Consider the following 25,382-nt stretch of genomic DNA (forward strand, 5'->3'; position numbering starts at 1 on the left):
GGTCGCTGTATGACCAGTCGGCGCCAGTTAGTCAGGAGTCACGGGTAAGGCTGTGTGACTGACCTCCTGCAGCGCCAGGACGTAGTCCACCATGTCGTCCTCTTCTTCCTCAAAAGGTGTGATGTCCAACTCGCGCAGCACGGCAGGCAACTGCGCCAGCACGATGTCTACGGTACGCTCAGCCAGCTCGTCCAGTGAGCGGTGATCCAATACCGGCACCTGAGCGCGTTCGGCCACGCCCAGCAGATAGTCCTGCAGGCGGCGGATTTCCTCAAAAGAAGTCAGGTAGCGGCTCTCGTGCCGGGCCGATTCCTGCTGGGCCCGCCGGGCAAAGCGGGCGCGGTGTTCTTCCTCGTCGGGGAGGGTCAGCAGCACCTGTACCACGATGGCCTGATCCATCACGGCCTCGTCAAGAAAGCCGGGGACCAGATGCACTCCTTCAGCGACCAGATCGGCATTTTCCAGAATGAGTCGCCGGGCAATGGCACTCAGGCCCACCGATACTTGCCGGACCTGCTCACGGAAGCCCATTTCCAGCGCCAATTGGTCGGGGTGTTCCGGCACCGCCTCGCCGGGGGGCAGCAGGTGTTTCCAGGCCTGAAAGGTACTGGAGTGCAGCGTAGGGGTGAGTTCCGGGGCCACCATCGCCCGCATGACTTCGCGTACCGAATCGGTGTTGATGATCCGGGGAATACCCAGGCGGTAGGCCACTTCAGAAGCCAGGTTGGACTTGCCGGTGCCCGACACACCGCCGATCAACACCACCAGAGGCCGGGGCAAGTGCCGAATGGCCCGCAGCAGGGCGTAGCGGGCACTCACGTGCTTGCCTGCTTCATCGCGCAGGCGGCGCTGCACCGTGGTCCGGATATGGGCGCGGGTCACCACACGGTCCTCGGTGCTTTGCAGGTCACGCTGCACGGCGCGGGCCAGGGTGCGGGCGGCGTCTCCAGCAGCCCCGGCGGCCAACAGGGACTGCATCAGGATGCCTTTGCTGAAAGGAATCGCTTGCTCAGTGCTTGGACTGTCGGTCCCGATCACGCCCACCCGCCCCTGATGGGTCAGGCTGAAGCGGTAGGTCCGCACAAAATGTTCACCGTAGTGTTCGGCCAGCATGGCCGCGGTGTGGTCTTGCAACTCCGCCACTGTAACTTCACGCAGCCCCAGTCCCCGCAGCCGTATGTCTACCAGTTGCGCGGCCTGAAAGGCCTCCTTGGTATCCAGGCCGATATCGTCCAGCCGCCGCGCCAGCACGGAGCGGGAAAAGGGCATCTTGCCCGTTTCGGAGCGGACCTGAATGTCCTGAAAGACCGGTGTCTGCCGCGCGACCTGGCGGGCCAGAGAACGGCCCGACTCGCTGCGGGTTACCTTGACCAGCAGGTCCTGGAGGTCCCCAGTGCTGATAGGGCTAAGCCCCTGGTCACGCAACTGCTGCTCTACATGCCGCGCAATGCTGGCGGCCTCTTTGCGGCTGCCACCGGCATTCAGGAGAGTTTGGACCAGCAGACCACGGCTAAAGGGCCAGGCGTGCTTGGCCGTGCCTACCAGTAACGCCTCATTTGAGTTGCGTTCGTCCTTTTGCTTTTTGCCGGTATCCTTACTGGCCATCTCCACTCCCCCTGATATTGCCCCACTATTTTCCGCTTGGCGATCTGCAATTATCGGCTGATCCGATTCACTGGTTTGTCACGGCCAGCCGCATTGTGGAAGAGGACCGGGGGCCAGCTGCTTATGCTAGGGCTAACGCTTGAGTGCGCCGGACAGCAGCAGGTCCAGTGAGAGACGCAACTCGTCGTGCAGGCTGCGGCCCGTGCCATAGGCGCTCCAGCGGAGGGCCACCAGCAGGTAGGTATCGGCAATCAGGTTGCTGATACGGGCCAGGCTCAGGTCAGAGCGCAGTTCACCTGCTTGCTGCACAGGCGTGAGAATCACCTCGACCACCCGGCTCAGCTGGAGTGCCCGGTAAGCGGCCCCAGCGCGTTCTGGATTGGGGTTCATCACTTCGTACGCCAGCGGCGGAAACAGGTCACGCTCACGGGTGTTTTCATCGGCCAGCAGGTTCCAGACGTCGTACAGCGCCTCCAGCGGCGCTTTGCCGGCGGCCAGTTGCACTTCGGCTTCAGCCTGCAGGCGCTGAACCACCGCGCTGCCATAGTCCAGGAGCACCGCTTCTTTGTAGGGGTAATAGTTGAAAAAGGTGCCCCGTGATACCCCGCTGGCCTCGGCAATCTCCGAAGCGGTGGTGTTATCGAATCCACATTCTTTGAAGAGAGCGATGGCCGCCTGATAGATCTCGGTGCGGCGCCTTTCTTTCTGGCGTTCGCGCAGGGAAAGTTCCATGAATGTTGCCCAGCATACCGCAGCTGCAGCGCGGGAGCAGGGAGTTTGCCTTCAGGCCAGAGAACCGTTACTGACCCGAAAAGTCATCTGCGTGGCCTGCACAGGGCTTGGCAAACTAAGTGATGGGTGTTACCTTGGATAAGCCAAGTCTAATCAATTGATGAAGGTCAAAGAGGGGTGGATGGGGAAGCCGCCTTTGGAAAGCCTCCAGAAAGTCTGGGAAGCCTCAAGCGCAAGTGGGGAATTCTCAGGAAAGAGGGTGAAGAGTGAGATGTTCAAGCGAATTCCTGACCGATCCATACCGCCTGATCGCTGCGCGGTTGCTGAGTGCCCTGATCTTGGGTCTTCCTGTGGCTGCGGCTCAGAGCCAGGAAGCCCCCAGCTCGCTGTACTCGTACAATGAAGTCTCGGTGCAGCGCGGTGATACGGCTTATAGCCTCGCCCGCGAGTTCGGCCTCAGTGTCCCGGAGCTGCTGTCCCTGAACGGCCTGAGCAGCCACGATCTGGAAGTGGGTCAGGTGCTGCGGGTGCAGGCCAGAGCGCCCCATCAAGTGGTGAAAGGCGATACTCTTTACAGTCTGGCCCGGCAATTTGGCCTGACTGTAGAAGCCCTGCAGGCGGCCAACGGCCTCAGCGACGCTGGGCAGATTGAGCTGGGCCAATGGTTGGCCATCCCCAGTGCGCCGCAGTCCCGGCCTATGCCCCAGAGCGTGCTGGCGACCCAGCCAACTCCAGCATCCACTCCCGCCGCCGACACTGTTCCCGCAGTCGAGGCGGCGGTTTCTGCTGCATTTGCTGCGGCGGCTCCCGCCGCGCAGGCCGCGCAGTCTTCACTGGCTGGCGGCCTAGACAGCGCCGCCGAGGCTCTAGGGTGGCGCCGCAACGCGCTGGCCCTGCTGAATACCCCGTATGTCTATGGCGGCAACTCTGCCACAGGCGTGGACTGCTCGGCTTTTGTGCTCCGGGTGTTTCAGCCACTGGGGATCAGCCTGCCACGCACCAGTGCTCAGCAGGCCCTGGTGGGTCAGCCAGTGGCCCGCGCTTCTCTGCGCGGCGGTGATCTGGTCTTCTTCGATACGGTGGGCCGGGGCAGTGTGACGCATGTGGGCGTCTACCTGGGCCAAGATCAGTTCGTAAATGCCAATTCCTACTACGGGCGCGTGGTGGTGGACAAGCTGGACGGAGACCGTTACTGGTCGCCGCGTTACCTGAGTGCGCGCCGCATTCTGGACCCTGGCACCGTGGCCAAGTTGAACAGTGGCCTGCAAGTGGCGATGCAGCCGGGCCGCGCTGACTGAGGGGCGCAGTGATCTTTAGGAGGCTGCGTTGCCGCTACGCTACGGCTTTTGCCAGGGTGGGAAGCGAAGGCAGAGTGCTGGCTGAGCTTTCCTACGTTGCGTACGATCATCACAGAGCCCCCTTTTTTCACCAGGATTCCTTTGGCAGCACCGCTGCAATCATGAGAAGAAAATAGCTCACGTTCCACGCTTGGTTGTTGGCTGTGTTGGACCGTGAGATAGAGAGAATGTGTGTTTCCGCAGCATCCTTATGGGGCTGTTTCACATGGACACCCCCTAGACACACTGCTACTATGCGGACTGAGATTGGTACGGTTCCTCACATAGTTGTGGGAAATGGGGGTTAAAACAGAGTGCCTGTGTCCTCCACCAGAACCTGCTCCGGTCACTGCACTCCACCCCCAGCTGCTCCGCAGCATTTGAAAGGAATCACCATGCATCTATCCCCACTGCGCATCCAAGGCGGACGTACCCTTGGAGGAGAACTGGCTGTACAACCCAGCAAAAACGCCGCCCTGCCCATTTTGGTGGCCAGTCTCCTCAGCAGTGAGCCGATTACCCTGCACGGGATTCCCCGGTTGAGCGATGTCTACACCATCTTGGAGCTGGCCAGCCACGTAGGCGCTCAGCACGCCTGGACTGGCCCCAACAGTCTGACCATTCATACTCCCCAACTGCTGCACACGGACGCCCCTTATGCGCTGGTGTCCAAGATGCGGGCGTCCTTCATCATGATGGGTGCCCTGCTGGGCCGCGCTGGCGAGGCCACTGTCAGTATGCCGGGGGGCTGCGCCTTCGGCTTTCGCCCCGTAGACCAGCACGTCAAGGCCTTCCGGGCGTTGGGTATTGAAGTGCAGGAGGACGGCGGCAACTTCCAGGCCACCCGCACTCCTGAGTTCGGTGGCCGTTTCGTCTTTGAGATGCTGACCGTGGGTGGCACTCACAATGCCATCCTGGCCTCCGTGCTGGGTGACAGTGTCGTAACCCTGGAAAATGCCTCCATTGACACGGATGTGGTGGATCTGATCGGCTTCCTGAATGCGCTGGGGGCCGATATTCGTGGGGCTGGCACCAATACGCTGGAAATCCGGGGCGTTAGGGCGCTGCGTGGCGGCGAGTACCGCGTGATTCCTGACCGCATTGAGGCAGGAACCTTCATGATGGCTGCCGCTGCGACCCGCAGCCGCCTCACACTGACGAATCTACGCCCAGATCACGTACGTGCCCTGAGCAGCAAGCTGAGTGAAATGGGTGTGCAAATTCTCGAATCTGCCGATTCGCTGGTCGTGGACGCTACTGCAACTGCCCTGCGCCCTGTAGACGTGACCACCCAGAGCTACCCCGGTTTCCCGACCGACCTGCAGCCGCAAATGAGTGCCCTGCTGGCTACCATTGATGGCGTCAGCATCGTGCAGGATCCGGTGTACAAGGACCGTCTGACCCACGTGGCTGAGTTGCAGCGTATGGGAGCGGACATCAAGGTAAGCGGTTACAGCCAGGTGATCCGGGGGGTTGCCCTGCGCGGTGCACCAGTCAAAGCGGCTGATCTGCGTGCGGGGGCAGCCCTCTTTATCGCTGGACTGACTGCCGAAGGTGAAACGGTCATTGACGGCGTGGAATACCTCAACCGTGGCTATGAGAATCTGGCCGCCCGCCTGCGCTCTATCGGCGCAGACGTGTATCAGGACGAAGCCAGTCTCGCTTCAGCAATGGATTAAAGCTAAAGCCCGATTGGCTTCTCCCAAGAATGAGCAAGGCCATCTCGATTATTCCGAGATGGCCTTTTTTGCTCGTGGGGTGGGGGTGGTGAGGGCTTAGCTGGGCTGAGCCTGGGGGTCCATTTCGCCGTGCTGCAGCGAGTAAGCTGGGTCGGTCCAGTGCATTCCGAAGGCGGTAGCTACCGGCTGGTTGGTCAGGCTGCCCTGATAGGTGTTCAGACCGGGGAGCAGCGCTGGGTTGGCATTCAGTGCCAGCACACCCTGATCGGCCAGTTGGAACACGTAGGGCATGGTCTGGTTGGTCAGCGCCAGGGTAGAGGTGCGGGGAACGGCGCCGGGCATGTTGGCCACGCCGTAGTGGATGATGCCATCAACCTCATAGGTGGGATCGTCGTGGGTGGTGGCGTGAATGGTTTCTACGCAGCCACCTTGATCCACGGCCACGTCCACAATCACCGCGCCTTCAGGCATCAGGCTCAGCATGTCGCGGGTGACCAGATGCGGGGCTTTGGCCCCTGGAATCAGCACCGCACCGATCAGGAGGTCGGTGGTGGGCAGCAGCTCACGCAGGTTGGCCTCGCTGCTCATCATGGTGGTGATGCGTCCGAAGAACACGTCGTCCAGATAAGCCAGTCGGCGCTGCGACACGTCCAGAATGGTCACGTGTGCACCCAGGCCCATCGCCATCTTGGCAGCGTTGGTGCCCACCACGCCGCCGCCCACGATGGTCACGTTGCCGGGCTTGACGCCGGGTACGCCGCCCAGCAGCACACCACGTCCGCCGACAGGCTTCTGGAGGTGGTAGGCGCCGGCCTGTACGCTGAGGCGTCCGGCGACTTCACTCATGGGCATCAGCAGTGGCAGGCTGCCGTCGGCGTGCTGCACAGTTTCGTAAGCGATGGCGGTCGTGCCTGCAGCCAGCAGCGCGTCGGTCAGGGGACGGTCGGCTGCCAGGTGCAGATAGGTGAACAGCAACAGATCAGGGCGCAGATAGCCATACTCGCTGGAAATGGGTTCTTTGACCTTGACGACCATCTCGGCAGCCCAAGCATCGGCAGCACTGCCCAGGGTCGCGCCCGCCCGTTCATAGTCGGCGTCGCTGAATGAACTGCCCACACCTGCGCCGCTTTCGACGGTGACTTGATGTCCGCGCCGAACGAGTGATTCCACACCGCCGGGCGTCATTGCCACGCGGTTTTCCTTAACCTTGATCTCTTTGGGTACGCCGATATGCATGTTGTTCCTCCTGAGTCGGGACGCTGCCAACATATATCCACCCAATCAGGGGCGAACAGACACAAGAGGGCAGCTCTGTCAGATGTTTATCTGAGATTGGCGCAATCCTAGCGCGGTAGTGGCCGCCAGTGATTGCGTATGTGGTAGGAATTTACATCCTTGGTGCAAGATTATGGCGCCAGAGTGGTAAAATGCGAAATAGAATGGCGCAGATTGAACTGGATGAAACAGATATTCGGCTGCTGAACATCTTGCAGCGCGATGGTCGCATCCCCAACACCGAACTGGCCGACGAGGTGGGCCTGACCCCAGCCCCTACGCTGCGGCGGGTGCGGCGACTGGAAGAGGCAGGGTTGATCCGCCGTTATGTGGCGCTGCTGGACCCGGAGATGCTGGGCCGGGGCTTTCTGGTGATGGTACGCGTCACGTTGCTGGGTCAGACCAAGGCGGGGTTCGAGACTTTCGGTGAGCAGATGCGCCGCCGACCCGAAGTGCTGGAATGCTACCTCTGCCTGGGCGGCACGGATTATTTCCTGAAGGTGGCCACCCGTGACCTGATGGAATACCAGCGCTTCTTGGTCGATGTGCTGGCGGCCAATCCCCTTGTTCAGCACACCGAGTCCATCCTGGTGGTGAAGCAGGAGAAACAAACCACTGCTCTGCCACTGGAATAAGGGACCCAAGCGTGATTGATGGACGGTAAAGGCTGGCTCAACCAGCAGCAGGCAGAGGCCACTTACACTGCGGAGCATGAAACAGCTTGTCTGGACCCTGCCGCTGCTGCTTGCTGCCTGCGCCCCCATGCAGCAGATGGATGCCGCTCCTATGGCCCCCGGTACTCCCACGCCTGGGGCTCCCACGCCCGCCCCCAGCCAGCCGCCTACCCGGGAGTGGAAAGCCGTGCCTTACCTGAGCGCCACCCCCGTCCGCAGCTTCAGCGCGGCCCAGCAGGTCACCGACCCTTCGGAGGAATACCGCGCCGTACTGAACACGGCCCGTGGCCCGATCACGCTGGAGTTGTACCCTCAGCAGGCCCCGAAGGCGGTGAACAACTTTGTCTTTCTGGCGCTGAACCATTTCTACGACGGCACCCGCTTTCACCGCGTGATCGACGGCTTTATGGCCCAGGGTGGCGATCCGCTCAGCGCTGACCCGGCCCGCCAGGCAGACTGGGGAACGGGTGATCCTGGCTATTCCTTCCGCTATGAGGTCGGCAACAATCTGAGCTTCGGGCAGCCCGGTGTCCTGGGCATGGCCCGCAGCGCCTCGCCGGACTCGCAGGGCAGCCAATTTTTCATCACGCTGGCCCCCTCCAGCTTTCTGGATGGTCAGTACACGGTCTTTGGCCGTGTAGTAGACGGGATGGACGTGCTGAACTCCATCACCAAGACCTCCGCCAGCTCCGGTTACGGCGAGCAGCCGATTCCCGGTGCCCAGGCCGATCTGCTGAACAGTGTGACGATTCTTAGCCGCTGATGCTGAGGCTTGCGGTGCAGTGAATACGATGGACGCAGTTCGGTTCGCTGATCGCTGAAATACCTTAAATCCCACTTGCTAGACTGCCGCCTATGGCACGCAAGTGGGATTCTCGTATGAACCGTTCGGGAGGTGCTGGCCGCTGGCTGCTCATGGCGGCTGGACTAACTGGCCTGGCCGCTGCCTATTATCAGCGCAGTTACCGTTACCGTGATCCGGTCCGTCTGCTTCCGGACACGGCGGGACTGGTCGCTCCAGCCGACGGCACTGTCACACTGGTCCGGTGGGTCGAAGGCGGCCAGGTGAAGACGCCCGCAGGCCAGACCGAGTTCAGCTTGGAGTCCCTAGGATTGCAAATGGAGCAGGGCTGGCTGATCGGTGTGACGCCTGGGCCGCTGAGTGCACGGTATGTGTACGCTCCAGCGGATGGTACGCTGCGGGCACCCGTGCGGACTGAACGGCCCACCACTTTCCCCTTGACGCCGGGGAAAACGGCTGAGTTGGACCTGCTAACATTGCCCAGTGAGCCTGGATGGGCCGTCACCCTGGCCCAGGCCGGTGGTCGCCTGCAAGCCCGCACCTACTTCGGGGGTGGGCAGGATATTCGCCGGGGGAACAAGCTGGCCTTCTTGGAACGCGGTGGGTTGGTACTGCTGACGTGCAGGGACGACTTCCGACCTGCCGTGACGGTAGGGGAGAAGGTCGTGGGCGGTCAGACCGTGCTGGGCGCACCTGCAACCACCACGGGTTGATGGTTGGGCAAGTTGGGAGCTTCTGAGATGCCCCGCAAACCCCGCACCAACCGAATGGACCGGGCTGACTTCGCTTTGGTCACGGGTCATTTGCAGCCTTACGCCTGTTTCGGATGCCGAAAAGCCTTCAAGCAGCCCTTTAGTGCTGACTTGCCGGAGCGTGCTTGCCCGCAGTGCCGCCAGCCGATGACCATTATGGGGACCGACTTCAAAGCGCCCCGGCAGGACGACGTGCGCCAATGGCAAAAAGTTGCCGTCCTGGCACGCGCGGGAATCCGGTTTTTTCCGAGTTCTCCAGACGGCCTGCCGGGGCAACGCCCGGACACGTTGGCTGAGGTTCCGGCCTTCTTACGTAGGATTTATCCAGCCGCACGCTCTCTTGCTCCGCGTGAGGGACGCTTGCTTGCCCAGGGCGAGGCACCCCATCAGCGCTTTTTCTCCTAGGACTTCCGCTGAGTCAGAATGGGCGTGTGGGCATCTGGCACGGCGGACGCTGGCAGCCTGCCGTCATTCGGGGCCGGGATGGACAGGATAAGCCTTCACATCTGGTCCTGTTGGATGCGGCAGATCAGCGGGCCAGAGTTTTGCCGCTGGAGCGCCACTTGCGTTTGCGTTGGCCCCAGTCATAAAAAAAGCCGGGGCCGTAGCCCCAGCTTAGATCACCCTCTCTCAGTTCAGCCCCTGCGCTCCGAAGGTGAATCGCTCTCCGTCATAGTCCACGCTGAGGGTGGAGTTATCCGGCACCTCGCCCGCCAGAATCTGGCGCGCCAGCGGCGTTTCCAGTTCGCGGCTGATCGCCCGGCGCAGTGGCCGTGCCCCGAAGGCCGGATCGTAGCCCACCCGGGCCAGCTGGTCCTTGGCGGCGTCGCTAAGGGAGAGGGTCACGCGGCGCTCGGCCAACCGTGCGCGCAGGCCAGCCAGTTGAATATCCACAATCTCGCGCAGGTTCCCAGGCGTCAGCGCATCAAACACGATGATGTCGTCTACCCGGTTCAGGAATTCGGGGCGGAACTGGGCACGCAGTTCTTCCATCACCGCTTCGCGGATTTCTTCGGCGGGACGGCCCCCGGCCTGCATGTCCAGAATTAGCGGTGAGCCGACGTTGCTGGTCAAGATGATGAGGGTGTTGCGGAAGTCCACGGTGCGGCCCTGACCGTCGGTCAGGCGGCCATCGTCCAGCACTTGCAGTAGCACGTTGAACACGTCGGGGTGGGCTTTTTCAATCTCGTCCAGCAGGATCACGCTGTAGGGGCGGCGGCGCACCGCTTCGGTCAGCTGGCCGCCTTCCTCGTAGCCCACATATCCGGGAGGTGCCCCGATCAGGCGGGCCACGGTGTGCTTCTCCATGTACTCGGACATGTCGATCCGGACCATCGCGTCACTGGAATCGAACAGGAATTCGGCCAGGGCCCTGGCCAGTTCGGTCTTGCCGACCCCGGTGGGGCCGAGGAACATAAAGCTACCCAGCGGGCGGTGGGGGTCGTTCAGTCCGGCCCGTGCGCGGCGGATGGTGTCCGACACGCTGGAAATGGCCCGCTCCTGTCCGATCACGCGGCGGTGCAGTTGCCCTTCAAGTTGCAGCAGTTTCTCGCGCTCGCCTTCCATCAGCTTGCTCACGGGAATGCCGGTCCAGCGGCTCACCACGCTGGCAATGTCTTCTTCGGTCACCTCAGTGTGAGCAAATTCGGCGCCCTTGAGCTTCTGCTCCAGCGCGTGCACTTCTTTTTCCAGCTGCGGCAGCTGGCCGTATTCCAGCTCGGCGGCCTGCTGCAAGTCGTAGTCACGCTTGGCCTTCTCAATATCGGTGCGCACCTTGTCCAATGCTTCGCGCTTCTCGCGCAGCGCTGCCACTTCGCCGCGCTCGCCTTCCCAGCGCGAACGGGTTTCGGTCAGCTCGTCGGTCAGGGTCTTCAGCTGGGCTTCAATGTCATCCAGTCGCTGAACGCTGTCCTGGTCCTTTTCCTTTTTCAGGGCCTCGCGCTCGATTTCCAATTGCAGCTTGCGGCGTTGCAGCTGGTCCACCCGTTCAGGGCTAGATTCCAGCGCCATCCGCAGCCGGGCCGCCGCCTCGTCGATCAGGTCAATCGCCTTGTCGGGCAGTTGGCGGTCGGTGATGTAACGGTTTCCCAGTTCGGCGGCGGCGACCAAGGCCGGGTCGGTGATTTCCACGTTGTGGTGGACCTGATAGCGCTCCTTGATCCCGCGCAGGATGGAGATGGTGTCTTCCACACTGGGTTCGTCCACGAACACCGGCTGGAAACGGCGTTCCAGCGCCGAGTCTTTTTCAATCTCGCGGTACTCGTCCAGGGTGGTCGCGCCGATCAGGTGCAGCTCACCGCGTGCCAGCGCCGGCTTGAGCATGTTGCCCGCGTCGGGGCTGCCCTCGGTCTTACCGGCGCCCACGATGGTGTGCAGCTCGTCGATAAACAGGATGATCTCGCCGGAGGACTGCAGCACCTCGTCAATCACGCCCTTGAGGCGCTCTTCGAACTCGCCCCGGAACTTGGCCCCGGCCAGCAGGCTGCCCATTTCCAGGCTCACGATGCGCTTGTTCTTGAGGCCATCAGGTACGTCGCCCTGCACGATTCGCATGGCGATGCCCTCGGCGATGGCGGTCTTCCCCACGCCAGGTTCCCCGATCAGCACCGGGTTATTTTTGGTGCGGCGCAGCAGAATCTGCATGGCGCGGCGGATTTCTTCGTCGCGGCCAATCACCGGGTCAAATTTGCCCTCGCGGGCGCGGGCGGTCAGGTCGGTGCCGTACTTATTCAGCGCGTCAAACTGGCTTTCGGATGATTTGGTGGTCACGGTTTTCCCCTTTCGTTGTTCGTTGACAGCGCGGTTCAGATCGGTTTCGGAAGGAAAGTTCCGGTCGCTCGTCTCGCCGCGCAGGGCCAGCAGTAGGACGTCGGCGGCGATAAAGGAATCGCCCATCTGTTCTGCTAAGGTTTCCGCCTTTTGAAAAGCGCGGCCCAGCGCGGCGTCCATATACAGCTGGCCGCCTGCGCCCTGCACTCGCGGCAGTTTGTCCAGCGCAGTGTCTAGGCTGGAGCGCAGGGCGTTCAGATTGCCGCCAGCCAGGGTCAGGGCGCGGGCGGCGGTGTCGTTATCCAGCAGGGTGCGCAGCACGTGCGCGGGCGTCAGCGTCTGGTGTCCCAGCTCCTGCGCCAGTGTCTGTGCGGCGGCGACGGCCTGGGTGGAACTTTCGGTCAGTCGTTCAGGATTCAAGGTTCAGTCCTCCATGCGGGTGATGAGGGTAGAAGTCGTTCAATCTGCCTTCTATTGTCTAACTTGAGTCTACTGTTGTCAAGTTTATTGAGTATTAAGTTTTGTGCCTTCGGTGACGTTAAATTCGCGCTTTGACATGTATCCATCATTTTGGCAACTGCTTTACTTATTAAACCTAAATGACCTATGCTAAACGCATGAATAAGCCGCCGCTCCCTTCCCTTGGCCCGGTCACCCTACGGGTCGCTGACCTGAACGCCGTGAGCGACTTTTACCGCACGCTGCTGGGTCTGGAACTCCACCACACCTCAGATGGAGAACACGGGCTGGCGGCGCAGGGCACGCCCATCCTGCGCCTGCAAGCTGCGCCAGGACTGCCCCGTGCCCCGGTTTCACGCCCCGGCCTGTACCACACCGCGTTCCTGCTGCCCACCCGCGCCGAGCTGGGCCGCTGGCTGGCACATGCCGCCCGACTGGGCGTGGGGCTGGGCAGTGGGGATCACCTCGTCAGCGAGGCGTTTTACCTGAGTGACCCCGAGGGCAACGGCATAGAGGTCTACGCTGATCGCCCCCGCGAGCTCTGGCGCTGGGAGGGGGGACAAGTGCAGATGGACACCCTGTCGGTGGATGTGCCGGGCGTGCTGGCCGAGGCCGGGGTTAGCCTAGCCGCCGTGCAGCAGGGCATAGCTCCAGCTTATGGGGGCGCCCCGGCGGATACCCAGATAGGACATGTTCACCTGAAGGTGGGCAGCGCGGCGCAGGCCGCCGACTTCTACGCGCAGGCGCTGGGGCTAGAGCAGGTATCTGCTTTTCCGGGGGCGGCCTTTCTGTCGTGGGGGGGCTACCACCACCATCTGGGGCTGAACGAATGGCACAGCCGGGGCCAGGGCCGTCCGGTGGGTGAAGCGCTGGGCCTGGGCCATGTCGAGGTGACGGTGGCTGATTTGGCCGCGCTGCGAGACCGCTGGCAGGGGAGGGGAGATGTGCTGGATGAAGGGGAAAGCCTGACCCTGACCGACCCCTGGGGCAACCGGGTACAGGCGGTTCAGGGTGCTGAAGCGTAGATAGGCGTGTGAACGTCTACGGTCAGGCCGAGTTCAGCATCCCAGACCTGATCGGCTTCAGCGTCGCCCCAGGATTCTAAACGGACCTGGCTCAGGCCGTGTGCCCTGGCACGGTCAAAGACCCAGGCCAGCATGGCTTCGCGCAGGCCCAGGCCCCGTGCTTCCGGCCGAATACCAGGTGTGGTAAGAATGACCCCTTACCTTCCGACCATACCCGGCAAACCCCTACAGCCTGGCCCTGCGTGTCGTAGGCGAGGCAACCCAGCGTGTCGTCCGAGCCGGCCGCGTTCGGGGCTACAGCCTCAGGTGTGATAAAGGTGTGACCAATCAGGTCCGAGTAGCCTTCTTAGGCGGTCCAGCGGTCTGCCGGGTCACTCGCCTCGGAGAGTGACAACAATCGCAACCCAGCAGGCACAGCGGCCTTGAGACCAAGCAAGGGGCCGGAGCGCTGCACATAGGCGCTCACTGGGCTCAGGCCAGCGTTGCACAGGGCGGTGAGAGGCCAGTAAGTTTCATCGGCGTAGGCATACAGTTGGGGTTGCTCTGCCAGAGCGGCACTCAGCAATGCCACTGCTCTTTCTTCCCGCCCCTGTGCACTGAACACCCCACCCATAATTTCGGCTCCGTGAGCGGGTGAGGGGCGCAGGCCCAGCAAGCCCAGCGGCTCGCCCGCCCCGTCCTCGGCGGTCCAGGCCACCTGAAGCTGCGCCAGCGTGGACGCGAAATCTGCTTCTGAGCAACCGTACAGCTGGGCAAACTGACCGAGAAGGTCAGAGGGTTTGGCAGCGCAGACGTTCATATCAGGAGTTTAGGAGGCTGCTGGGTCGCCGTACACTGGGAAGGTTCTGTGGAGCGCGGCCAACAGGTCCTCTCGCCACCCATCGGCGGAACGGGCCGGAACCGGAGCGCCGCCCTCACCACCGACCCCAAACTGTGTAAACAGCAGCAGGGCGCGGCCCACCTGCACGGCAAAGGCAGCGCTGGCTGAACGTGGCATCTGCTCCGGCTGCATCAGGCGGCCCAGGTCGGCCAGCCACTGGCGGCGATCCGCTGGCGTCAGCTCGGGGCGGGCCAGCAGCACGAAGGCGGCCAGGGCCAGACGGTCGTCTTCTTGTTGCAGCAGTGCCTGATCCACTTGCCTGATCCGCTGGCTGAGCGTGTCCAGCACTCGCCGCAAGTCTGCCCGCTCCAGGGATGGATGCTCAGCAAACGACGCTGCCACGTCAGCCCCATGCGCCACCGCGTGGAGCCAGCCCACCTGCGGGTCATAAGAGCGCAGATCGGGTTCTGACGTGTACCAAGTGGCCCAGGCCTCCAGCCAGCTACGCACCGTGGCTGGGTCCAGCTCCCGCGTCTGGGCGTCGCGGCTGAGCAGCACGGCCAGAATCAGCGGGGCAAAGGTGCGGCTGTGGGTGTGCGGGGCCGTCAGCAGGGGCAGAGTCTGCGCCGCTACCTCTGTTAGCCTGCCGTCCAACTCGCCGGACATCACCCAGGTGGCCAGGGCGGGATAGGCCAGCCCGTCACGCTGTTCAGGGTGGGGGGACGTGAGCAACTGGAAGGCCTCAGGCAGCAGCTCCTCAGCACAGACCCCGGCTGGCAGGGCGAAATCCCCGGCGGCCAGGGCGGGCCAATCTGCGGTCACCGGCCCACCTCCTTTTCATACCGGAACACTTCAAAGCCCATCACCGCTTTGCGGTCCACCGTTTGGAACCCAAAGCCGTCATAGATGGCCTGCAGGCCGGGGCGGGTCACGTCGGTGTCCAGCCGGAGCCAGCGGCGGTGAGCAGCGCGGGTCAGTTCCTCGGCCCGCTCCAGCAAGACGCGGTTTAATCCTTGTCCCTGCGCGCTGGGATGGACGGCCAGTTTGTGCAGATACATGGCCTCGCCAGGTGGTTTCTCGGTCCAGAACACCGGGTCTGGGTCCATCAGCACAAAGCAGCCCACCGGGTCTTCACCGCGCCACAGCACTTCCCAGCCGTCCGCCGGGTAGTCCTGCGCCAGCGCGTCCACAGTTAATGTTTCTGGGGGCCACAGCTCCGGGTGCCCGCGCTGCATCACACTCTGGGCGGTGGCCCGTAAGACCTTGGCCGCAGCTTGTGGATCACCTGAGGTCCAGTGCAGCTCAACTTCATTCGGAACAGCCTGAGTCATGTCCGCCATTGTGACGTATCGGCAGAAAGACCATTTAAAGCATTTGACAGAATAAGCGAAGCGTTTCTGTCCGAGCAGGGCGAGTGAAATCAAATGAGCAGGACGGAAAATGGAGCGCGTAAGAGCGCCTTTCTCTTGCTCGCGTAATTTGGAGAACTGCTCTAGGGAGCTGCAATACGTGGTGTACGTCGGCCCAGTTGGGTGAGTAGTTCGTATTCGGCCTGTCCGGTCCAGCGGCTCAGTTCGGAGATGTGCAGCTCCTGACCCCATTCGTCGCGGCCCCACAGCGTCACCCAGTCGCCTGCGGTGACATCCAGTCCCGTTGCGTCCACCATCAGCTGGTCCATACACACCCGCCCCAGCACCCGCCGCCGCTCTCCCCCGATCAGCACTTCGGCCTGTCCGGTGGCGCGGCGTGGGTAGCCGTCTGCGTAACCGATCGGCAGTGTGGCGATGAGGGTGTCGCGCTCCAGGGTATCCAGACCGTTGTAGCTGACCCGTTCGCCCGCCTTGGCCCAGTGCAGAAAGGTAATGCGGGCCTGCACAGTCATGGCCGGAATCAGCTCGGGGGTGTGGATCGGTGGCATGACCCCGTAGGACGACAGCCCTGGCCGCGCCAGATCCATGCCGGGCAGCGGCCCCAGGTTCAGGACTGCCGCCGAGTTGCCCATGTGGTGCAGCACACCCGGAAAGTGTTTCAGCAGCTCCTGGAAAGCTGCGAATTGCTCCCAGGAGAGGGCATGGTCAGGTGCCTCGGCCTCGCTAAAGTGGGAATACACCCCGGCCAGTAGTCCCCGGCGCTGCAACTCCTGGCCTACTTCCAGCGCTTGGGCTGGGTGCAAGCCCTGGCGGTTCATCCCGGTGTTGACCTTCAGTTGTGCCCGTGCGCCATCTGGCAGCGCCTGAGCTTCGGCTAGCGTGTTGACCGTCAGCTGAACTCCGGCGGCGACCAGCGCCGGCCACTCGTCGGCAAAGCTGGGGCCGAACAGCAGCACCGGCTTGCGGCAGTTCAGTTCCCGCAGCAGCTCGGCCAGTTCCAGTGCCTCGGTGGGGGTGGCGACCGCCATGCCTGCCACCACCGCTGAGGCCGCCGCGACTGGGGCCACTGCCCGCACACCGTGTCCGTAGGCGTTGGCCTTGACGGGCAACAGGAGGGGCCGCTCAGCTTGCCGACTCAGGAACTGGAAGTTGTGCTCCAGGGCGCCAGCCGAGATGAGGGCCCGCGTGCGGGCAAAAGGCAGATTGGCTGCGGAGGTGGACAGCGGGTTCAAAGTAGGGCCTCTGGGGTGGTGGGACGCGGATACTGGGCGGAGGTGAAGCTCAGTGTACTCCTGGTGGGCCAGTGGAACAACGAAAAAACCCGCCGTGTGGCGGGCTTCTTGGTTGGTAGTTCCGAGCGGATTTGAACCGCTGACCCCTACCGTGTCAAGGTAGTGCTCTACCCCTGAGCTACGGAACTGTATGAAAATGGGGGTAAAAATTTTGGAGGCGCTGACCGGACTCGAACCGGTGGTGGAGCTTTTGCAGAGCTCTGCCTTACCACTTGGCTACAGCGCCTGGGCGGATGCGGCCTCTGCTCAGGCCAGCGGAGAGAATAGTAACACGCATGGCAAGGCTTGTAAAGATAAGGCCTACATCCAGTTCCACAGGGTGGGCCTGAGGGCCTAGCTACGGCTCAGAAGTGCAGTTCGCTCTGACGTTTGCTCAGATAAACACCGAGGTCGTCCACGCTGCGTACATCACTCAATTTGAGGGAATGGTCCTTGCCCTCCATCGCCTCCGTTTTGGTCAGGCGGATCTGATCACCTTCCAGACGGTCCACGGTGCCCACGTGCTCACCGTCCAGATCCTTGATCGGCAGGTGCTCCACGATTTTGGCGCGCAGCTCGGTGCCCAGGGTCTGTTCCATTGCGCGCATTTCTTGGTTGCTCATGTGTCTTAAATCATGTATCGCTGGGCTGTGGGATGATCAAGCACCGGGCGCGGCTGGGGGCAGTGGGCTATCTGACGGGCTATCTTGGAAGGCATATGACCAACGACGGCAAGCAAGGCGGTAACCAGAGCGGAAAGCAGGGCAGAGGGCAGGACAAAAAGGCCCAGCAGTACGGCGTGACGCCCCAGAGCGTAGATTTCAACGATTGGTACAACGAAGTGGTCCGCAAGGCCGATCTGGCCGACCACTCGCCCGTGGCGGGCGCGATGGTGGTCAAGCCTTATGGCACGGCACTCTGGGAGCGCATCCAGCGTGATCTGGATGACCGTTTCAAAGCAGACGGACACCAGAACCTGCTGTTCCCGACCCTGATTCCGATGGACTTCATCATGAAAGAGGCCGATCACGTCGAGGGCTTCGCGCCGGAGCTGTTCACCGTCAGTAAGATTGGAACCGAAGAACTGGCCGAGCCGTACGTGATGCGCCCCACCAGTGAAACCATCGTGGGTCACATGTGGTCCGGCTGGCTGAACTCGTACCGTGATCTGCCCTTCTTGCACAATCAGTGGGGCAGCGTCTTCCGTGCCGAGCTGCGGACCAAACCGTTCCTGCGGACCTCCGAGTTCTTCTGGCAGGAGGGCCACACCGCCCACGCCACCGAAGAAGAAGCCCGTGCCGAGGTGCGTCAGCAGCTGGACGTGTACCACGCCTTTTGCCGTGACGTCTTGGCCCTGCCGGTGGTGCGCGGCGAAAAGACGGCCTCCGAGCGCTTTGCTGGAGCGGAGAACACCTATTCCATTGAGGGCATGATGCGCGACGGCAAGGCCCTGCAATCGGGAACCAGTCACTACCTGGGCCAGAACTTCAGCCGGGCTTTCGATGTCAAGTTTCAGACCAAAGAGCAGCGTGAGGAATATGCCTACACCACCTCCTGGGGCCTGAGTAGCCGCATCATCGGTGCGCTGATCATGACGCATGGCGACGACTTCGGCCTGATTATGCCGCCCAACATCGCGCCTATTCAGGTGGTGATTGTGCCAGTGGGCCGTAAAGACGACTTTGCCCAGATGGTGGCGGAAGGGCAACAACTGGCCGCTGAACTGCGGGCCCAGGGCCTCCGCGCCCATGTGGATGACCGTGAGGGCCTGACCAACGGCTTCAAGTACAACGATTGGGAGCTGAAGGGTGTGCCTGTGCGTATTGAGGTGGGACCGCGTGATCTGGAAGCGGGACAACTGGTCGTCAAGAACCGCACCAATGATGAAAAGGAGACGCTGGGCCGCGTAGACGCTGTCAGTAGCATGGACGCTCGCCTGGACGGCATTCAGCGTCACCTCTATGAGCGGGCCAAGAACTTCATGCTGGAGAACACGGTCACCGTAGACACCTATGATGAGTTTAGGGCCGCCATTGAAGACGGCAAGTGGGTCCGGGCTTTTCACTGCGGTGATCCCCAGTCCGAGCGGCAGATCAAGGAAGAGACCAAGGCGACGGCCCGCAACGTTCCTTTTGACGATGCTGAGTTTTTCTCGGAGCGTGAAGAGGGTGTTTGCGTGCATACCGGTAAGCCGGCGGCGTACGGAAAACGCCTGCTGTTCGGCCGCCAATACTAAGCGTAAACAGGCCCGCCCACTGCATTAAGGTGGGCGCGCCTGACCTCCCCTGAAGTGGGTTGCACCCACGCATCTGGGCGACTACACTGCCCAAATTGGGATGTGGCCAGATTTGGCTTCAGGGAAGCGACCACCGCCCAACTCGGCGCATGCTCCCCAGCCATCCTCAGCTCGTGAATTCCTTCACTACTCACATTAAAACACGCTGTCACGCCCCCCAAATCCCGTAAGGAGAACCACATGAAAACCATCATCCTCGGCGCAGGTTATGGCGGCATCGCTACGGCGACGGCCCTTAAACCCACCGAAAACCTGGATGCCTTGCTGATCGATCAGCGGCCTTATCACACCTACTACACCTTGCTACACGAGGCCGCTGGTCATGGGAAGACCGTGACCACACCCATCGAGCCACTGCTGGAAGGCACTGGCGTGGAATTCGAGCAAGCCAGTGTGGACCATGTGGATCTGGATGGCCGCGCTGTACATCTGAGAGACGGCCGGGTGCTGGACTACACCAAGCTGGTGGTTTCGATGGGTTCGGTGACCAACTTTTACGGGATCAAGGGCCTGGAAGAGCACGCCGACGTTCTCAAGGAGATTGAGGACGCCGAGGGCATCTTTGATTGGGTGAACCGTGCTTTTGAGTCGAGCTACACCGGAAGCCGTGACCTGATCGTGGGTGGCGCAGGCCTCACCGGCACCGAGTTGGTGACCGAACTGGCCCAGCGCTCCGAAGAGCTGAGCTACAAGACGGGTATGCCTAAGCTGAAGCTGCACCTCATCGAAGCGGGGCCAAATGTGCTGCCGACGGTAGATGCCAAACTGCGTGAAAGAGCGTTGAAGGTCCTTCAGGGCTACGGGATCGAAATCCTGACCAGCCACAAGATCGTAGAAGCTTCGGCGAACAGTGTGACGGTAGAAGACAGCAGTGGTGCGCGCCGTGAGATCGAGGGTGGCAAGATCGTCTGGACCGGCGGCATCCGCGCCCGTGACCTGCTGCGTGGCGAGCAACTTGTAGGCGGCCCCGGTGGCCGTGTGAAGGTAGATCAGTCACTGCGGGCGCTGGGCTATCCCGACGTGTTCGTCATTGGTGATATGGCCGCAGCCAATGCCTCGGACGGTGCTCCGGTGCCAAGCACTGCGCAACATGCCGGACAGATGGGCCGTCACACCGCCGCCAACCTGATGCGGGCAGCCCAGGGCGAAGAAATCCAACCCTACGAGCCTTACAGCCAAGGCGAGTTCGTCAGCCTGGGTGGTCTGATGGCTGTGGGTGCTGTCAATCTGCCAGGTGACTACCGTATCGCTCTGACGGGCGTTGCCGCGCATGTCATGAAGATCGCCAGCCACCTGCGCTGGGCACTGAGCATCAAATAAAATTACCGCACGCGGAGACAAGTCTCCCTACAGGTATATACAAAAGGCCGCCTTCCAGGAATTCTGGGTGTGCGGCCTTTTCGCCAGGCTGGGGGGAAAGAGTGAGCGACCCAGTGGCCGGGTGCCCACCAACTTAGGTCAGGGCCTGACACCTGACCTGAGTTCAATATGACACTCAGGTCCTACAGGTTACTGACGGTCATTACGGTCAACGGGACGCTCCACCACTTTGGTGGTCGCCGCTCCCGTGGGAACGCTGCTGTCTACACGGCGCACCGGGCGTACACCACCAGCAGCACTGTGAGCACCCAAGCGGCTGGCCAGCAGGATCAGGCCAGCCGGGATCAGCCAACCCAGACCAGCATAGGTCCCGGCGCGGCGGGCCGTTTCTTCAGCGGCTTGCGCCGTTTCAGCCGCTTGCTGCTGGAGACGGTCCACTTCCTGACTGATTTCATTCTGCACATCTTGGGCCTGTGCGGGGGTCAGACCTTCACGCTCTAGACGGGTCACGAATTGCGGCCCGCGCAGTTCTTCTTGGATGTATTGCACGCGGCTCCGGGTAACGTCATCCACGTTGGTCAGGTTTACAGCTCCCAGGTTATTGGTCGCACGGCGGAACACGCCGGCCACCACATCGGAGGTGGCCGCAGTCTGTTCGTTGGTCAGGTCGGTGTTGTCAGCAATCAGGTACTCAATGTCTTCGGCCTGAATGCCTGAAACAAAGTCCTGTACAGTTGGGCTTTGGCTGGCTGCCCCACCCGCTGCAGTGCCAGCAGCCACAGCGCCGCTCGCCGCAGCGCCGGTGATGTTCCCAGCCAAACCCAACAAGCTGCCGATACCGCTGGTCAGCATCCAGGTAAAAGCCAACACCAGCAGGCCACCTGTGACCAGGCCAGTCAGGCCAGCATCATCGTGGGTCATTGCAGCGTCGTGGTCGTATGTGGCTGGGGCACTGGCCCGTACAGCCGTCAGGCCTCCGGCATAGGCGCCTGCCAGAGCAGAAAGGGCCACCCAGATCAGCGCCTGAATCCCCGTTCCAGTGAGGGAAAGGCCAGTGAGTGAGGTGACGACAGTGCCCAAGGCCAGAAGGGACATGGTGGTCACAGCGCCCATCACTAGACCAGCGAGAATGCCGCTCCAGCGAAGACGTTGAGAACGTGGGTCAGTGTAAAGTGTCATGTTTCTCCTTAAAAGTTGTGGCCAGCTTGGGTACCGAATCAGGGCCATGCCCGGTCATATTGGCCATTCCTCGCGGCACATGGCAGTAGTGCAAAAGCTGCGCCTTAGTGGCTACAGCTGCTCTTACGTTAGTCAAAGAGGAGAGCGATTATCAGCCAGCTTACTTTGAGGGCTTATTTATGACGCCGTTTAGGGCCTAGCAAGATTGTGGGCGAGTACGGCCAAGACGACGCGGAGCTTAAGTGAACCCAGGGTTTTGGTTTGGGCAGAGCGGATTTGAGCTTCCACAAGCGCAGAGAAGACTGTTTCAATACGTTTGCGGATTTTGGGATGGCGAGAATCTCGCCATCCCGTGTCATATCTGGTGTTCTTCTTGGGCGGATACACGTAGCCCAGACAGCAATACCCCTTATCGCCAATGATGGTTGGGCCTTCAAACTCTGGCCATCTGAGATTCAGCTCATAGCTGACCGTAACGTCATGGAGGTTGGCAGGTCGGATGACGTACTGAACGATTTGTCCACCTGGTGTGACCCAGGCGTGCAGCTTATATCCGAAGAACTCGCCCTGAGTTCCAAATCCCCATTTCGCGCCTGGGAAACGACAAAGGTGCGTGCGTTTGGGACGGCAAATGGGGAGGGGCATTGAATCAACTACGACTTCAGTGCAGGGCTGAGCTGGGCTTGCAACATGCTCTAGGAGTGGCAACAGTTTGATGCCCCTGGTGTAGGCCTGAGTGTAGGAAGGAAGACCGGGACGGTCTTCCTTGAGGATGTTCCACCAGATGGAAGGAAATGGATGCTTGAAGACGAGACGGGAGAGCAGCAGAGCAACCAGCATGGCATCCGTGACCTTCTGGTGCGGGCAGGTTTTCTGGTCGCTGAAGTGCTTTTTAGCCCAGAAATAGAGGTGGCGAATGACGTACCGACGTCCTAGACTATGGTGGAGACGATGTTTAGCCATGTCGTCTCTATTTTTATGTGTCTGGGACGCAGTTCGCCAGAGGTGAGGCAGGCCCTAAACGGCGTTTATGGTTTCCTCCATACCATAAACAAGCTTGCCCCTTGCACTTCCTTTTCTTATCTTCTGGTTCCACTTGCTGATCACGGCCCACAGGACGAATGCAGGACAGAGCAGAATCCCTGGACAACCCGCTGGCGCAATCAGGGAATTCATATGGGCTGCACTAAGATGGCCGGGTGAAGCAACGAGAAACACACGGTGGTCTGATGGTGACTCTGGAACCTGGTGACGTTGGTCAGAGTGTCCGGCGGAGCCTGGCCGGGCAGAATCTGGCCGGGGTTAACGTGACCCTAGAAATTCAGGGGGACGCTGCCCCGGACGCCGTTTCGGAAGCGATCGGTATGATTGCGGTGTCGGGTGGCCGGGTCAGCCGGGTCCGTGCACCACGCGTGTCGGTGGCAGCCCCGGCTGCCCCTCTGACGGAAGAAGCGGCCCGCGCCCGTGAAGAAAGCCCCGCCACCGCCTCGGATGACCCTAACCGTACGGTGATCCTGCCGCATTCGCTGCGCTCCGGCTTCCGGCGTGAGTTCGGCGGCAGCGTGGTGATTCTGGGTGATGTGAACCCCGGCGTAGAGGTGGTGGCCGGCGGTGACATCATCGTGATGGGGGCGCTGCGCGGCGTGGCCCATGCTGGGGCCTACGGGAACACCTCGGCCATCGTGTGGGCGCGGCCCATCGCCAGTGCCCAGATCCGCATTGCCGACGCGCTGGCCCGCTCACCGGAAGGCAGTTCGCTGAGCACCATGCGGCGGCTCGAAGGCCCCGCCGAGGCCGAGCTGGCCCGGATTCAAGACGAACGGATCGTGATCTCGCCTGCCTTCGCAGCGCGTCTGGCCGCAGACGGTCTGGGCTGACCCCGCCGTTCAGGGCACTTTTTCCATGAGAGCGGGGCTGTTATACTGAGGCTCTCAGACCTCGAACGGGAGGTGGGCAGAGTCGCCCACCTTTTTTCGTGGAGGAGGTGAGCGAAGGCCCATGTGCCTGACATATGAATAACAACTCAGATCTACACAACCAAATAGCGCAGCAACTCACATCAGACTACGAACTGCTGGAAGTGCAGCTGCAAAATGCGTCCGGGCGGCCTATCCTGCTGGTCCGCATCGACCGCGCCGATGAGCAGCCGGTCAGCGTGGACGACATTGAGGCCGTGACCCGCCGCCTGAGCAACTGGCTGGACGAAGCTGACCCGGTCAGCGGCGAATATCGCCTGGAAGTCGAGTCGCCCGGTGCCAAGCGTCCGCTGCTGCGTGAGCGGCACTTTGAGCGGATGCTGGGCCTCAAGGCCAAGGTGCGCGGCGGTGAACACAGCTTCACGGCGCCGATCAAAGCTGTGGACGGCGATCAGGTGACCTTTGACGTGCCGGGCCAGGGTGACGTGACCCTGCGGATTGCCGACATCAAAGCCAACCTGGCCGAGTTTCCCAGCGAACACCGCTAAAGCCGGTCCCCACCTGACATATAAGGAGAGCTATGTCTCAAGACATCAATTTTGCTGACGCGCTACGTGAAGTCGCGCAGCAGCGCAACATCAATGAACTGCAGCTGATCGAGGCCTTCGAAGAGTCCCTCGCGCTGGCCTACAAACGCAACATCGAGCAGGACAAGCGGGTCGAGGTGCATCTGGACCCACAGTCCGGCGATCTGGAAGTCTTGATCGTCAAAGAGGTCGTGGAAAAAGTCGAAGACGAGAACATGCAGATCTCGCTGGCCGAGGCGCTGGAGTTGGACCCCGGCGTGGAAGTCGGCATGGAGATGGAATTCCCGGTGGAGCGGGAGCAGTTCTCGCGGATCGCCTTGCAGGCCGCCAAACAGACCCTGACCCAGAAGATGCGCGAAACCGAGCGCAACGTGGTCTACAACGAGTACAAGGACCGCGAGGGCCAGGTGCTGACTGCCCAGGTGGTCCGCAGTGACAACAAGGGCAACTGGTTCGTGGAACTGGGCGCGGGTGAGGCGATCATGCCGCCCCGCGAGCAGATTCCCGGCGAGAAGCTGACCCCCGGCAACCGCGTCAAGATCTACCTCAAGGAAGTCCGCAAGACGCCCAAAGGCCCCACCATCCTGGCGAGCCGCGCCGACGAGCGCCTGCTGGATTATCTCCTCAGGCAGGAAATCCCCGAAGTGCAAAACGGCGTGGTGGAAATCAAGGCGGTCAGCCGCGAGGCGGGGCAGCGCTCCAAGGTAGCCGTGTTTTCCAACAATTCCAACGTGGATCCTATCGGCGCCTGCATTGGGCACCGGGGCAGCCGCATCCAGGCCGTGACCGGCGAACTGGGCCGCGAGCGGGTGGATGTCATCCTGTGGGACGAGGACCAGCGCGAATTTATCCGCAATGCCCTGAGCCCTGCCAAGGTCGGCCCGATTGATCTGGATGAAGAAACCGGAACCGCTACCGTGACTGTCACGCCTGATCAGTTAAGCCTGGCCATCGGGAAGGGTGGACAGAACGTGCGCCTGGCTGCCAAGCTGACTGGGCAGAAGATTGACCTGCGCGAAACCGCTGCGGTCAGCGATCTGGACGAGGCCATGAAGCAGGCCCTCTCGGAAGAAGGCAGCAAGGGCAGCAGCAAGGCTGCTTCGGCCTTTGACGCACTTTTCAGCGACACTGAGGCAGACGCAGGCACGCGGGCGGAAGTTTCCCAGTCCGGGGAGAGCAGCGACGCTGCCGAGCAAGGCTGAGCGCGTGCCCAGCCCGCAGCGGACCTGTGTGGCGTGTAGGCGGGTCCGGCCCCAGGCGGAATTGCTGCGCCTGTCTGCGGTGGCACAGGGCTGGGCGGTGACCCTTCCCGGTGAGCGCCGCCTGGTCGGACGTGGGCGCTACCTGTGCGCCGATACGCCGGGTTGCTGGGCCGAGAAACGCCTGCGGCGGGCTTTCGGAAAACAGGCGGCATCTCTAAGTGAAGCCTTGCTTGCGAGGCCACAGCCAGAGCAATCCCACGAACCAGACATGACCAATCCACTGATATGCCAGTGATATGAACTACCACAATT

Annotated in this window: 25 protein-coding genes and 2 tRNA genes; 13 read left to right on the forward strand and 14 right to left on the reverse strand. The window is 61.8% G+C overall.

Annotated features, from left to right (window positions below):
* Positions 1–27: 27 nt before the first annotated feature.
* Entirely contained in the window at positions 28–1,605 is a 1,578-nt protein-coding gene (locus LMT64_RS03035) for an AAA family ATPase (protein WP_126352635.1), read from the reverse strand.
* A gap of 132 nt (positions 1,606–1,737) precedes the next feature.
* Complete coding sequence (locus LMT64_RS03040) at positions 1,738–2,337, reverse strand: TetR/AcrR family transcriptional regulator (protein WP_126352637.1); 600 nt, start codon at positions 2,335–2,337, stop codon at positions 1,738–1,740.
* A 266-nt stretch (positions 2,338–2,603) separates the two neighbouring features.
* On the opposite strand from LMT64_RS03040, the gene LMT64_RS03045 reads away from it, so the two are divergent.
* The gene (locus LMT64_RS03045) at positions 2,604–3,635 is read left to right on the forward strand and encodes a C40 family peptidase (RefSeq protein ID WP_229253339.1); all 1,032 of its coding nucleotides are present in this window, start codon (positions 2,604–2,606) and stop codon (positions 3,633–3,635) included.
* Positions 3,636–4,069: 434 nt separating this feature from the next.
* Positions 4,070–5,353, forward strand: coding sequence for a UDP-N-acetylglucosamine 1-carboxyvinyltransferase (murA, locus tag LMT64_RS03050; protein ID WP_126352639.1), 1,284 nt, complete (start codon positions 4,070–4,072; stop codon positions 5,351–5,353).
* Positions 5,354–5,449: 96 nt separating this feature from the next.
* On the opposite strand, the gene ald is transcribed toward murA, so the two are convergent.
* On the reverse strand, positions 5,450–6,589 hold the full coding sequence (gene ald, locus LMT64_RS03055) for an alanine dehydrogenase (RefSeq protein WP_126352641.1): 1,140 nt from the start codon (positions 6,587–6,589) through the stop codon (positions 5,450–5,452).
* A 203-nt stretch (positions 6,590–6,792) separates the two neighbouring features.
* On the opposite strand from ald, the gene LMT64_RS03060 reads away from it, so the two are divergent.
* From LMT64_RS03060 to LMT64_RS03075, 4 genes are all read left to right on the forward strand, one after another.
* A complete protein-coding gene (locus LMT64_RS03060; protein WP_126352643.1) occupies positions 6,793–7,263 on the forward strand; it encodes an Lrp/AsnC family transcriptional regulator in 471 nt (156 codons plus the stop codon).
* Positions 7,264–7,339: 76 nt separating this feature from the next.
* Positions 7,340–8,065 carry a peptidylprolyl isomerase gene (locus LMT64_RS03065; protein ID WP_126352644.1) on the forward strand — a complete coding sequence of 242 codons (726 nt, stop codon included), beginning with the start codon at positions 7,340–7,342 and terminating at the stop codon, positions 8,063–8,065.
* A 92-nt stretch (positions 8,066–8,157) separates the two neighbouring features.
* The gene (locus LMT64_RS03070; protein ID WP_126352646.1) at positions 8,158–8,817 is read left to right on the forward strand and encodes a phosphatidylserine decarboxylase; all 660 of its coding nucleotides are present in this window, start codon (positions 8,158–8,160) and stop codon (positions 8,815–8,817) included.
* 27 nt (positions 8,818–8,844) lie between these two features.
* Positions 8,845–9,261, forward strand: a complete 417-nt coding sequence (locus LMT64_RS03075) for a deoxyxylulose-5-phosphate synthase (RefSeq protein ID WP_126352648.1) — start codon at positions 8,845–8,847, stop codon at positions 9,259–9,261.
* Between the two features lie 225 nt (positions 9,262–9,486).
* Here LMT64_RS03075 and clpB read toward each other — a convergent pair whose 3' ends face one another.
* Positions 9,487–12,045 carry an ATP-dependent chaperone ClpB gene (clpB, locus tag LMT64_RS03080; protein WP_229253340.1) on the reverse strand — a complete coding sequence of 853 codons (2,559 nt, stop codon included), beginning with the start codon at positions 12,043–12,045 and terminating at the stop codon, positions 9,487–9,489.
* 197 nt (positions 12,046–12,242) lie between these two features.
* Here clpB and LMT64_RS03085 point away from each other — a divergent pair, with 197 nt between their 5' ends.
* Positions 12,243–13,109, forward strand: coding sequence for a VOC family protein (locus tag LMT64_RS03085; RefSeq protein WP_229253341.1), 867 nt, complete (start codon positions 12,243–12,245; stop codon positions 13,107–13,109).
* Here the strand turns inward: LMT64_RS03085 and LMT64_RS03090 are convergent.
* The 8 genes from LMT64_RS03090 to LMT64_RS03125 all read right to left on the reverse strand — a co-directional run bounded on the left by LMT64_RS03090 (position 13,091) and on the right by LMT64_RS03125 (position 17,193).
* The gene (locus LMT64_RS03090; protein WP_229253342.1) at positions 13,091–13,243 is read right to left on the reverse strand and encodes a hypothetical protein; all 153 of its coding nucleotides are present in this window, start codon (positions 13,241–13,243) and stop codon (positions 13,091–13,093) included. The genes LMT64_RS03085 and LMT64_RS03090 overlap by 19 nt on opposite strands.
* 212 nt (positions 13,244–13,455) lie before the next feature.
* Entirely contained in the window at positions 13,456–13,908 is a 453-nt protein-coding gene (locus tag LMT64_RS03095; protein ID WP_126352651.1) for a hypothetical protein, read from the reverse strand.
* A gap of 9 nt (positions 13,909–13,917) precedes the next feature.
* Positions 13,918–14,751: a DUF2785 domain-containing protein gene (locus LMT64_RS03100; protein WP_126352652.1), complete on the reverse strand. Its 834-nt coding sequence runs from the start codon at positions 14,749–14,751 to the stop codon at positions 13,918–13,920.
* A complete protein-coding gene (locus LMT64_RS03105) occupies positions 14,748–15,260 on the reverse strand; it encodes a GNAT family N-acetyltransferase (protein WP_229253343.1) in 513 nt (170 codons plus the stop codon). The genes LMT64_RS03100 and LMT64_RS03105 overlap by 4 nt, the downstream gene beginning before the upstream one ends.
* Positions 15,261–15,421: 161 nt before the next feature.
* Positions 15,422–16,531, reverse strand: a complete 1,110-nt coding sequence (alr, locus tag LMT64_RS03110; RefSeq protein ID WP_126352654.1) for an alanine racemase — start codon at positions 16,529–16,531, stop codon at positions 15,422–15,424.
* 113 nt (positions 16,532–16,644) lie between these two features.
* Positions 16,645–16,719 (reverse strand) — tRNA-Val (locus tag LMT64_RS03115).
* Positions 16,720–16,743: 24 nt separating this feature from the next.
* Positions 16,744–16,817 (reverse strand) — tRNA-Cys (locus tag LMT64_RS03120).
* 118 nt (positions 16,818–16,935) lie between these two features.
* Positions 16,936–17,193: a DUF2171 domain-containing protein gene (locus tag LMT64_RS03125; protein ID WP_126352655.1), complete on the reverse strand. Its 258-nt coding sequence runs from the start codon at positions 17,191–17,193 to the stop codon at positions 16,936–16,938.
* Positions 17,194–17,288: 95 nt separating this feature from the next.
* Between LMT64_RS03125 and proS the strand changes: the two genes are divergently transcribed.
* Positions 17,289–18,806, forward strand: coding sequence for a proline--tRNA ligase (proS, locus tag LMT64_RS03130; RefSeq protein WP_126352661.1), 1,518 nt, complete (start codon positions 17,289–17,291; stop codon positions 18,804–18,806).
* A gap of 240 nt (positions 18,807–19,046) precedes the next feature.
* The gene (locus LMT64_RS03135; protein ID WP_126352656.1) at positions 19,047–20,186 is read left to right on the forward strand and encodes an NAD(P)/FAD-dependent oxidoreductase; all 1,140 of its coding nucleotides are present in this window, start codon (positions 19,047–19,049) and stop codon (positions 20,184–20,186) included.
* Between the two features lie 189 nt (positions 20,187–20,375).
* Here LMT64_RS03135 and LMT64_RS03140 read toward each other — a convergent pair whose 3' ends face one another.
* Both LMT64_RS03140 and LMT64_RS03145 read right to left on the reverse strand, forming a co-directional pair.
* Positions 20,376–21,365, reverse strand: a complete 990-nt coding sequence (locus LMT64_RS03140) for a hypothetical protein (RefSeq protein ID WP_229253344.1) — start codon at positions 21,363–21,365, stop codon at positions 20,376–20,378.
* A gap of 189 nt (positions 21,366–21,554) precedes the next feature.
* Positions 21,555–22,328 (reverse strand): IS982 family transposase, encoded by a 774-nt coding sequence (locus tag LMT64_RS03145; RefSeq protein ID WP_229253345.1) that lies wholly within the window; start codon positions 22,326–22,328, stop codon positions 21,555–21,557.
* 236 nt (positions 22,329–22,564) lie between these two features.
* On the opposite strand from LMT64_RS03145, the gene LMT64_RS03150 reads away from it, so the two are divergent.
* The 4 genes from LMT64_RS03150 to LMT64_RS03165 all read left to right on the forward strand — a co-directional run bounded on the left by LMT64_RS03150 (position 22,565) and on the right by LMT64_RS03165 (position 25,365).
* On the forward strand, positions 22,565–23,242 hold the full coding sequence (locus tag LMT64_RS03150) for a septum site-determining protein MinC (protein WP_229253346.1): 678 nt from the start codon (positions 22,565–22,567) through the stop codon (positions 23,240–23,242).
* A 134-nt stretch (positions 23,243–23,376) separates the two neighbouring features.
* Entirely contained in the window at positions 23,377–23,829 is a 453-nt protein-coding gene (gene rimP / locus LMT64_RS03155; RefSeq protein WP_126353564.1) for a ribosome maturation factor RimP, read from the forward strand.
* Positions 23,830–23,861: 32 nt separating this feature from the next.
* Entirely contained in the window at positions 23,862–25,070 is a 1,209-nt protein-coding gene (gene nusA / locus LMT64_RS03160) for a transcription termination factor NusA (protein ID WP_126353566.1), read from the forward strand.
* A 4-nt stretch (positions 25,071–25,074) separates the two neighbouring features.
* Entirely contained in the window at positions 25,075–25,365 is a 291-nt protein-coding gene (locus LMT64_RS03165) for a YlxR family protein (protein ID WP_126353568.1), read from the forward strand.
* Positions 25,366–25,382: the final 17 nt, after the last annotated feature.

The sequence above is a fragment of the Deinococcus radiophilus genome (assembly GCF_020889625.1).
Lineage (GTDB): Bacteria > Deinococcota > Deinococci > Deinococcales > Deinococcaceae > Deinococcus > Deinococcus radiophilus.